This is a genomic window from Virgibacillus pantothenticus (assembly GCF_018075365.1).
In the GTDB taxonomy this organism is placed as follows: Bacteria; Bacillota; Bacilli; order Bacillales; family Amphibacillaceae; genus Virgibacillus; species Virgibacillus pantothenticus.
The window spans coordinates 1,041,456-1,051,841 of the sequence record NZ_CP073011.1 but is presented as its reverse complement, the minus strand read 5'-3'; the positions used below and the strand labels follow the sequence as shown (position 1 = coordinate 1,051,841).

The 10,386-nt window shown below is 38.0% G+C and carries 8 protein-coding genes; 3 read left to right on the top strand and 5 right to left on the bottom strand.

Annotation, left to right across the window (positions count from 1 at the left end; all coding sequences use genetic code 11):
• Positions 1-282 precede the first annotated feature (282 nt).
• Entirely contained in the window at positions 283-834 is a 552-nt protein-coding gene (lepB, locus tag KBP50_RS04970; protein ID WP_050350276.1) for a signal peptidase I, read from the bottom strand.
• 55 nt (positions 835-889) lie between these two features.
• A complete protein-coding gene (locus KBP50_RS04965) occupies positions 890-1,546 on the bottom strand; it encodes a TVP38/TMEM64 family protein (RefSeq protein ID WP_050350275.1) in 657 nt (218 codons plus the stop codon).
• Positions 1,547-1,965: 419 nt separating this feature from the next.
• Between KBP50_RS04965 and KBP50_RS04960 the strand changes: the two genes are divergently transcribed.
• Complete coding sequence (locus tag KBP50_RS04960; protein ID WP_050350274.1) at positions 1,966-2,361, top strand: YhjD family protein; 396 nt, start codon at positions 1,966-1,968, stop codon at positions 2,359-2,361.
• Here KBP50_RS04960 and KBP50_RS04955 read toward each other — a convergent pair.
• From KBP50_RS04955 to lplA, 3 genes are all read right to left on the bottom strand, one after another.
• A complete protein-coding gene (locus KBP50_RS04955) occupies positions 2,297-2,827 on the bottom strand; it encodes a competence protein ComK (RefSeq protein WP_050350273.1) in 531 nt (176 codons plus the stop codon). The two genes, KBP50_RS04960 and KBP50_RS04955, sit on opposite strands and share 65 nt — an antisense overlap.
• A gap of 747 nt (positions 2,828-3,574) precedes the next feature.
• On the bottom strand, positions 3,575-5,110 hold the full coding sequence (locus KBP50_RS04950; protein ID WP_050350272.1) for a fatty acid--CoA ligase family protein: 1,536 nt from the start codon (positions 5,108-5,110) through the stop codon (positions 3,575-3,577).
• Between the two features lie 289 nt (positions 5,111-5,399).
• Positions 5,400-6,395, bottom strand: a complete 996-nt coding sequence (lplA, locus tag KBP50_RS04945; RefSeq protein ID WP_050350271.1) for a lipoate--protein ligase — start codon at positions 6,393-6,395, stop codon at positions 5,400-5,402.
• A gap of 768 nt (positions 6,396-7,163) precedes the next feature.
• Between lplA and yhfH the strand changes: the two genes are divergently transcribed.
• On the top strand, positions 7,164-7,292 hold the full coding sequence (gene yhfH / locus KBP50_RS04940; protein ID WP_072741007.1) for a protein YhfH: 129 nt from the start codon (positions 7,164-7,166) through the stop codon (positions 7,290-7,292).
• 846 nt (positions 7,293-8,138) lie between these two features.
• A complete protein-coding gene (pepF, locus tag KBP50_RS04935; protein WP_050350270.1) occupies positions 8,139-9,959 on the top strand; it encodes an oligoendopeptidase F in 1,821 nt (606 codons plus the stop codon).
• Positions 9,960-10,386: the final 427 nt, after the last annotated feature.

The following is a 10,386-nucleotide window of genomic DNA, read 5'->3' as shown; positions in this document are numbered from 1 at the left end:
TTCGTAAATATATCCACTGAGCGTGTAATGAAAATATCCGCTACTATGCCCTCTACTTCCAAAGATTATGTGGACGCAATAGAACTTTATATTCCAATATTTTCCGCTCCAAACCATGTGGCAAACTTGCTTAAAACATAGTAAAACAGAAAACGGACAGAGGACCCTTTCTTTTTCTTTAAGACTGGGAATCATCCGCCCGTACTAATATATAATCGTTGTTCTTATAGCACTAGTATATCATGTATCTTTGAAAAAAACGTGTAGTTTGTTTTCGAAGATTTAGCCGCCAAGACTTAAACTAGCCTGTGAAAGAGGCCAATATTTTACATCTACTTTACCTACTAATTGCGTTTGGGAAATAAAACCAAATGAACGGCTGTCTAAACTCTCGCCACGATTATCTCCCATAACAAATAGCTTTCCGTCCGGAACCTTAGCCTCGCCAGTTATCTCTTTAAGTGTAAAGTCTTCTGTTTGCGGCTTGTTACTTAACGTAGCTTGAGCATAATCTTGCAAAAAACCTTCTTCCACATAGTCCCCATTTATATATAATTTATCATTTTGATATTGAATGGTATCTCCTGGGATCCCAATAACCCTTTTTACGTAATCCTCTTTTTCATTGGCTCGAAAAACGATAACATCAAATCGATCGACTTCGGTTAAATCATACACAAATTTGTTTACCATCAGCAAATTACCATCATCCAGAGTGGGCTCCATGGATTCACCTTCTACGACGTAACTAGCAAACAAAGCCGATCGACTGACAAATATAATCATGGCCCCAAGCAAGAAAACTGCGACCACTTTCCGATATTTATTTTTCATTCTTATCTTCCTCCAGAGTAATTTCTACTAATAGCTTACCCTAGAAAGCGATATTTTAATCTTGCTGAGAGTCTGATTCTTCACGCAACTGCGCTTTTTTCTGCAATCGTTTTTCAATATACTTTCCTACCATCCAAAATAGGACGATACATCCACCAATGACAATGGTTTTTACTGGATTTTTTGCAAATTCCATAATGCTCGAACCTACATAGGCAATAGAGAAAATCATGACGGATTTCCCCATGATCACGGCTAATATGAATTGTTGCGTACTGATTTTAGACAACCCAGAAACGACGTTAATAACAGATGATGGAGAAAACGGAAAACACATTAATAAAAATAATGGCCCAAATCCATGCCTTTCCAGCCACGCGGTTACTTTCCTCACCTGTTTATTTTTACGGATCACTATAAAAATCTTCCGATCACCCAGTTTGCGAATAATTAAAAAAACGAGTATCGCCCCAAGTGCGGATCCTGCCCAAGATAAAATAAACCCTTCCAGCAGCCCATAAGCAGCTGCATTAGCAAATACAAACACAACTAAAGGCAGAAACGGTAAAAATGCTTCAATAAACGGTAATAAAATACCTGGAAGCGGTCCTAAGCTCTCATAGTTTTGCAACAGTTCCATTATGTACTCATCAAAGTTTTCACTATCAAAAATCATTTCCCAATCGGATAGTTGGATGTCTAATAAAAACATGTAGTAAATCTCCTCGATATATGAATGTCATTTTTCCTTAATATAAAGTTTTAACACATTTAAGGAAAGCGTATAGAAGTTACCAGCAAAGTGAATCTTTCCAAACCTTTTCATCGCCATTCTTCCCTATAGTAAATAGTTAGATGTTATAAAGCTTTGCGCCCCACGAAGTGCGAGATCAAACAAGCAGAAATTTTGGTTCACTTTTTCGATATATTTGCCCTTTTGTCAGTGAGTTAAACCTTCTCTATTACATGTAAACTATTTCTATTTTAATGGAAAAGAACAAATATGCATAGTCCTATCATTCATATTGCCACTTTCTTTTCTTTTTAAATCATTATGAATTGAATTTTTTTATGACTATCGCATATACTATCGTTATAGGAACAAACGTTCTCGTAAAAGGAGGGGCCTTTTTGCGCTACTTAAATGAAGATGAATTGGCGTTAGCATCACGTTTTCTGTTTCTTTCCATGACTATTGTTGTCATCCAACAAGATATTTACTTCCTACAAGCAGGGGGATTTAAAGCATTTAAAATAAAAGAGGCATACTTAGAAGTCTTAAAAAAAATGGAACATCTCGCACTTCAGGAACGAAAAAGCTTGCGAAAAACCATGCAACAAAAACAGATACAGGTTGTGAAGCTTGATAAGAACGACTCATTTTCATCTTATTTGTTTCTGTGTCAAGGTCGTGAGGAGAAACGAAGTTATTTTAATCCAGCCATCCGAAAGAAGGTAAAACTTATTTTTGAGGAGTTGATGGAAAAATCAATTCTGGTTGATCGATATGCTTCTTTAAAAACTTGAGGCGGTTATTTAATAAATAACGGAATTGAGCTGTTCGCTGAATTTGATTTAACATGGATCCGTATGAAATTTCTAACACAATGCTTTTTCCATTATGAAAGATAATTTCAGTATCATATTCGTCCTTTTTTTGAACTTGGTCAATATGGGAATGAGCAATCCACGTACACTGCGAACTAGATGGAGAAATGGTAGGGAAAAAATACATACCGCTCAGCGGATCGACGGTAATCGGTGCTTTATGCGTGATTCCACAAATATCACGTGTTCCATCTTGCCTTCCTTTAAGACTACTTCCAAAATATTTACATGCATGGTCAATCATCTTACTTGGTGTACAGCCAACTGCATATTCTCCCTGTTCTTCAAGCACCATCGTCATTGGTTTATTATTAGAATCACGTTGGGCAACCAATGCAGCAGTAAAGGGGGTGATTTCTGGGGGTTCTGTATAAAAGTTAAACATATTTTCATCCTTTCCTAGTAGAAAAGAAAGTGGCTTATATATTAAATTACCAAACTTCTGTGGAAAAAGAAAGGACAAAGGCGCGGGTCGCCCGTTTAGCAACGTAGCGAATGAACGAATCAACTAAAAATAAAGGACTCATGCCACTAAAACAGGGGTATGCCGACGTCTGGGGGGGGGCAAGCCCGTTTTTAGTCGGCCTTCCTCTTAGCGACGAAACGATGAGACCTTATCGTAGGGCGCATTTCTAAAGTCGCCTAGTTGCTGGGCTCATGCGCCGGACGTGACTAGTCGGTTATTTCGCTATCCACAAGCACCTCATTTTATAGATTCCTATACAACAATAAAGCGAATTTTCTATTTCGTTTATGTATTCGTTATTCAAAACGAACAAAAATTATATTTTAAAAGTTATCAAACAAAGCTAGGCTCACCATAGAAGGAAAAACCAAGTTTGCTAATCGATTAAGCTCCAAAAGGGAAGGCAGCATATAATAAATCTCTCCCTTCTACACTCTATAAAGTGAATCTTCCACCAGTGGGAGTTTTCATTCTCCCCACGGCTTGTTAGTACCGTAATGGTATGACCTAAAGACCTCTTACGAAACAGGGCATTATGGTGCTGTTAGCCCCCGCTTAGACTTGTTGCAATACAAATCATCCAAAATACGGAAGTGGGAGTCTTACAGCACCTTATACACGGGATAAAAGCTTCGATGTCTGCGGCAAACACCAAATCTCTTCTTTTTATTGAAGCACTTGTTCACGTAGATTTTTCCTTAAAATTTTCCCTGTTGTATTCTTTGGTAATTCATCCAAAAATATTATATTTGCGGGAACTTTATATTTAGCTAAATAGGTTTGACAAAATGCTGTTAAGTCCTCTTTCGTTAAATTAGGACTATCTGTCACGACAAAACATTGTACTGCCTCACCAGTTTCTGGATCAGGAGAACCTAACACAGCTACTTCTACCACATTAGGATGACGATAAAGAACTTCTTCCACTTCACGAGGGTAAACATTATAGCCCCCTACTAGTATCATATCTTTTTTGCGGTCCACAATATAAAAGTACCCTTCTTCATCCATGCGCGCCATATCCCCTGTATATAACCAACCATCTTTTAAAACTGCTTTTGTTTCCTCTGGAAGTTTGTAGTAACCTAGCATGACATTTGGTCCGCGGACAATTAATTCGCCTACTTCACCAGTAGCCACTTCTTCCCCCCACTCATCCACCACCTTATTTTCAACTCCTTGGATACTACGACCAATAGATCCAGGTTTACGTGGACGGTCTAATGGATTGAAGCAAGTGACTGGAGAAGCCTCGGATAACCCATACCCTTCAGAAATCTTCACATCAAAGGCTTGCTCAAATCCTTTTAATAAAGCTACAGGCATAGAAGCACCTCCAGAAATACAGAAGCGAATAGTTAAAAATGGATTTTCTTGATCACTGCTTTTTGCTTGTAATAAATAATTATACATGGTTGGTACACCAGCAAAAATGGTTGCTTGATATGTTTTACTTAATGCAAATACAGCAGATGGTGAGAATTTCGGTAGAATAAGAATGGTTCCTCCATTCATTAATGGTGCATTAACCGACACTGTTAAGCAAAACACATGAAACATAGGTAAAGCCGCAATTACTTTATCCCCATCATTTATACTTAGATAATCAGCTACATCCTTTGCGTTGGAATATAGATTATGGTGGGAAAGCACCGCTCCCTTTGGTGCACCTGTTGTACCTGATGTGTACAAAACAATAGCCGGATCATGTTTATGTAATTCTGGACCGAAAAAATGAGGCTTCCCCAACTGAAGAACTTCTGAAAAAGCGTGCATTTTTTGCTGCGAAATCGATACTGTCTGTTCCTCTGCCCCGGAATCACAAACAATATAATGCGAAATATCTAACTCACGATCCATAGCCTGAAATTTTTCTAACAATCTGTCTAACGTTATGACAGCTTGTACATCGCCATTATGTAATATATAGTTCATTTCAGTTGGTGTATATAATGGATTGATTGGGATAACTACTAAGCCTAGGCGTAAAGCACCATATAGACCAATAATATAATACGGACTATTCCCAACCACCAAAGCAATATGGTCACCTTTTTTATAGCCGAGCGACGCCAAACCAGAGGCAAATAATGTCACCACTTGATTAAGTTCTTGATAACTTGTCATGTTATGCTCAAAAATGTAGGCTGGCTTTTCCGCATATTCCTGTGCCGTTATGGACAATTGCTCGCTGATATTCATATTATTCCCCCTTACTCACTAAAAATGAATGAATAATCATTCATTTTAGCGGAGCTTGAAATTTTCTCTTTCACATATCCCCGTCAAAACTATACGAATCGTTAAACAATTCAATTATATACGAGGTGCGTTTTCAAATCAAGCGGAAACGCTGTCAAAAAGAGATGCATTATCAGCCCGTAGAAAAATGAAAGGGCATGAGTCCAATATAGTTTTGGAGCTCATACCCACGTTTAGATAATAAATTTCATTATATAAAAGTATTCACTTAGTTACCGTTTTTTTCACATTAATAAATTAAATGTATAAAGTCTTCCTTGGTTATCTTTCCTAAATAACGAGGGACATCAACATCTGCTAATGCTTCTTCTATCGCTTCTTGTTGATGACGAACACCAATTAATTTATTTTCCAAGACACTAATTTCTCCGACTCCAAAAAAATCACCGTAAATTTTACAGTTTTCAATCATTCCTTTTTTCACATCCAAACGGACATCAACAAGACCTGCATCAAATTTATGGGAGGCTTGAATATTAAACGAAGGTGACTTTCCATAATTCCATTCCCAGTTATTATAGCGTTCACGAGAAATTTGCTTCACATTTTCCCAATCTTCTTCTGTTAATTCATAACGAGGAACTTCGGAGATATCCTCTACATCAAACACATGACGTAAAATGACTTGTTTAAATTCATCCATAGAAATTTTTTGTTCCAGAAATTCGGATATATTTGCTACACGGCTTCGAATAGACTTAATTCCTTTTGACGCTATTTTTTCCTTATTGACTTTAAGAGCTGATACAACATTTTCAATTTCTGAATCAAGCATAAGCGTTCCGTGACTGAACATCTTTCCTTTGGTTGCGTACATAGCATTCCCCGAAATTTTACGACCTTCTACAACTAAATCATTACGCCCTTTCAATTCTGCTGGTACGCCCAATTTATTTAAAGCTTCTACTACCGGCTGTGTGAATTTAGCAAAATTTTGAAAGCTGTTTCCATCATCTTTGGTAATAAAGCTGAAGTTTAAATTTCCTTCATCATGGTAAACAGCGCCACCGCCAGATAAACGACGCACCACTTTAATATCATGCTCGTTGACATATTGTGTATTTATTTCTTCAATGGTATTTTGATTTCGCCCAATGATAATGGAAGGTTGGTTCACATAAAACAGCAAAAATGTGTCTGTTTCACCAAAGTTTTCTACAATATATTGTTCTAACGCTAAGTTCATAGACGGATCTAAAATACCTTTATTATCTATAAATTTCATACCTAGTATGCTCCTTCCAACGTTTGGAAAATAAAATTTTTCTAGTTCTGATCCAGAAATCCGACAAAAGTGCACAAATTCGCGTACGTCATTTCGATGGTGATAGATAGAAATACATGTATCTCGCATATAAGGTGCTGTAAGACTCCCACTACAAGAATTGAAGAATACATGCTGCAACAAATCGAAGTGGGAGATAACAGCACCTAAACGCCCTATTTCGTAAGAGGGCTTTAGGTCATACCATTACGATACTAACAAGCCGTGGGGATGAAAGATTCACTTTATATCGCAGATCCAAACAGACGCCGCTATTGCTGAAATCCATTTAACAACTTTTTTGTATATCCACTTATAGTTTAATAAAAAACGCATAAGGAAGCAAAAGAATTCCCTCTAGGTTTCTTAAAACGAAAATATACTAAAAATTTAAACACGTTTAGTCTCGTATAGAATATTTTTAGTAACAAACTGTATACATGGATAAAGGCTACAAAATAATAGAATTCATCATTTTAATAAACTTTACGAACATTATCTTCACAAAAACATCAGACATACGTTTTAAACAGAAATTGTTATAATACAGCCACAATTAGTTAAACGCTCATCTCATTTCCCCTATACTATAGGCTTTATTTGATGGTATCCATACCACAGATTATCAGTAATTATAAAAAATAAACATTTTTGTTGTAACACAGTATTGACTTTTTACATACTGTTATATTACAATGAATCATAATTACTTAAGAGGAGGAATTCCTAATGATGAACGTTCTTGAGTTTTTCAGAAACCTACCTAAGAAAAAATGTAGTAAATGTGGTCATGATATGATTGAAAAAGCAGATTGCTATGGAAATTTATGTGATGATTGCGACCATCCAGCCAGATAGAAGAATTTATCCTGTAAGACCATCCCTTCCATCCTGCAAGTTAAAGCTTAAGAGAGTGGATGGAAGATCCAACTACAGTAATGTCTGGCTCAGCTCAGAGATCTTTCGTTCATACCATCGCGGTACTACCAATCAAATATGCAGTGAATCCTTTTTTACACTATAGGAAAGTATAAGATTTTTTTGGTTTATAGTATGAGAAAAACATAGGCTTCCACCATAAGACTTGGCGACAAGCCAAGTTTTTCTAATAAGATAAGAAACCACCATGGCTCGCCTAAAGCGCGAGCCACCATCTATCATGAAAAACTTTTGCTTTATAATGTTTAGATTCTTAAAATACTGTCTAAAATATATGAGTTAGAGAGTGCTAAATAGAGTTCTTTTTCATACAAAGTATAAAATTTGTTGCTTTGGGATAAGGGAATAACTGAATAGCCACGTCCGGCTTCAGCGCCCAGCAACGATGCGACTTTAGAAATGCGCCCTACGATAAGGCCCCATCGGTTCGTCGCTAAGAGGAAGGCCGACTAAAAACGGGCTTGCCGCCCAGACGTCGGCATACCCCTGTTTTTAGTGGCATGATTCCTTTATCTTTAGTTGATTCGTTCCATTCGCTACGTTGCTAAACGGGCGCCCCGCGCCTTTGTTCTGGGTAAAATCCTTTCTAATATCGTTACAAATTAGAAAATTCAATACCATCTGGTTGGCGATTACTAAATTTTCTTAAAACATCTATCATTATTCCTGCCATTATAATATAATGATATAAAAACAATATTTCGTAACACGTAATTTTTATGTCTAGGTAATAGTTACTTTTTATTTAAGAAAGGGGAAGCGTGAATGGTTAAACGACAAAAACGTTCTGAAGTACCGGAAAAACTCATATGGGATCTTACGGATTTATTTTCTACACATACGGATTGGGAGAATGAATTACAAGCGATTCAGCAAGATGTGGAACAATTCAGTTCTTATAAAGGAGAATTAGGAAAAGAGGCTTCCACACTGCATCAATGCATGGAAGCATACGAGACTTTTCAAAAAAGGGTTATCCGTGTAGCAACTTATGCTAATTTACGAAACAGTACCGATGGAACAGATCCAACTCGTCAGCAAGACAGTGCAAAAGTTGCTCAAGCATTAGCAAAAATCCAGGCACAGCTTTCTTTTATTCAATCGGAAATTCTTGAAATACCTACCGAAACAATTGGTGAATTTGTCAAACAACACCCTGCATTAGCAACTTACCGCAAAATGCTTGCCGACTTGATAGAAAAGAAGCCTTATACTTTATCTCCGCAAATAGAAGAACTGCTCGCTGCTCTTTCAGAAGTGCATAACGCTCCATATATGATCTATCAGCGAAGCAAATCATCGGATATGGTATTTGCGTCAATTTCTGATGAACAAGGCAATGAACTTCCTATGTCTGCTGCATTATATGAAGATCGTTATGAGCTAACAGCAGACAACACTGCTCGTAGAAACGCATATCACTCTTTTGTACAAACTCTTCAGCAATATCAGCATACATACGCTGCTATTTATGCAACAGAGGTTACCAAGCAAGTCGTCATGGCGCAGCAACGTCATTATGACAATGTAACCGATATGCTATTACATCCGCAGCAAGTTACAACAGATATGTACCATAATCAGCTTGATGTTATTCAAACAGAACTCGCACCTCATATGCAACGATTTGCGCGCTTAAAACAAGAGCAGCTAGGTCTGGATGAACTATATATGTGTGACCTAAAAGCGCCGCTTGACCCAAGCTTTAATCCGGTAACAACATACGAAGAAGCAACAGCTACTATTATTGAAGCTCTTGGTGTAATGGGTGAAGACTATCAACAAGTGATGAAACAAGCTATCGAAAATCGTTGGATCGACTTGGCTGATAATGTCGGAAAAGCAACAGGCGCTTTCTGTTCGAGCCCTTATGGAGTACACCCGTATATTCTGATTACTTGGACAGACACGATGCGCGGAGCATTTGTATTAGCACATGAATTAGGCCATGCAGGGCATTTTTACTTTGCGGGAAAAGCACAGACTTTATTTAATACGCGTCCTTCGACATACTTTATTGAAGCACCTTCTACATTAAATGAGCTTCTGCTTGCTCATCATCTATTAGCTAAGACAGATGATGAGCGAATGAAACGCTGGATTATCACCCAATTATTAGGAACGTATTATCATAATTTTGTTACGCATTTACTTGAAGCTGAATTTCAACGAAGAGTTTATACTTTAGCAGAAAGTGGAACGCCTTTAACTGCAAAAGTTCTCTCCGAGCAAAAGATAGAAGCTTTAGCAAATTTCTGGGGAGATACCGTTACGATTGATGAAGGAGCAGGGCTCACTTGGATGCGCCAGCCGCATTACTACATGGGTCTCTATCCTTATACGTACTCCGCAGGGTTAACAGTTTCAACCGCTGTAGCACAGACGATTCAAAAAGAAGGCGCTCCCGCAGCCAAACGATGGATAGAAGTGTTAGAGTCAGGAGGAACGCTTAAACCACTCGACTTGATCCAAAAAGCTGGTGTAGATATGTCCACACCAGATGCGATTAAGCAAGCTGTTGCCTTCGTAGGTTCACTTGTTGATCAGTTGGAAACAAGCTATCGAGAAGAGAAGCAGGAGCGATAAAGTGAATCTTCACTCATCCCCCACTGATTGTTAGAGGAACGAATCGGGGTATTTAGGTGCTGTTAATCTCCCACTTAGACTTGTTGCTCTACAGGTTATCCAACTCCTGAAGTGAGAGTCTTACAAGCACTTTATATACGGGATAAAGTGAACTTGTATAGCTTTCCTTGATGAGAGAAGAACCCTAAAGCTAGCTTTAGGGTTCTTCATTTTTTGCACTATAGGAATGTATAAAATTTTATTAGGGTTTTATAGTTGAACAAAGGCGCAGGGCGCCCGTTTAGCAACGTAGCGAATGGAACGAATCAACTAAAGATAAAGGAATCATGCCACTAAAAACAGGGGTATGCCGACGCCTGAGCGGCAAGCCCGGTTTTAGTCGGCCTTCCTCTTTGCCGCGAACCGATGAGGCCTTATCGTAGGGCGC

Bases quoted from the DNA above. Each gene is read 5' to 3' on its own strand.
- pepF (WP_050350270.1), top strand. From the start codon at position 8,139: ATGGTTAAACGACAAAAACGTTCTGAAGTACCGGAAAAACTCATATGG.
- lepB (WP_050350276.1), bottom strand. From the start codon at position 834: ATGAAAAATAAATATCGGAAAGTGGTCGCAGTTTTCTTGCTTGGGGCC.
- KBP50_RS04965 (WP_050350275.1), bottom strand. From the start codon at position 1,546: ATGTTTTTATTAGACATCCAACTATCCGATTGGGAAATGATTTTTGAT.
- KBP50_RS04950 (WP_050350272.1), bottom strand. From the start codon at position 5,110: ATGAATATCAGCGAGCAATTGTCCATAACGGCACAGGAATATGCGGAA.
- lplA (WP_050350271.1), bottom strand. From the start codon at position 6,395: ATGAAATTTATAGATAATAAAGGTATTTTAGATCCGTCTATGAACTTA.
- KBP50_RS04955 (WP_050350273.1), bottom strand. From the start codon at position 2,827: ATGTTTAACTTTTATACAGAACCCCCAGAAATCACCCCCTTTACTGCT.
- yhfH (WP_072741007.1), top strand. From the start codon at position 7,164: ATGATGAACGTTCTTGAGTTTTTCAGAAACCTACCTAAGAAAAAATGT.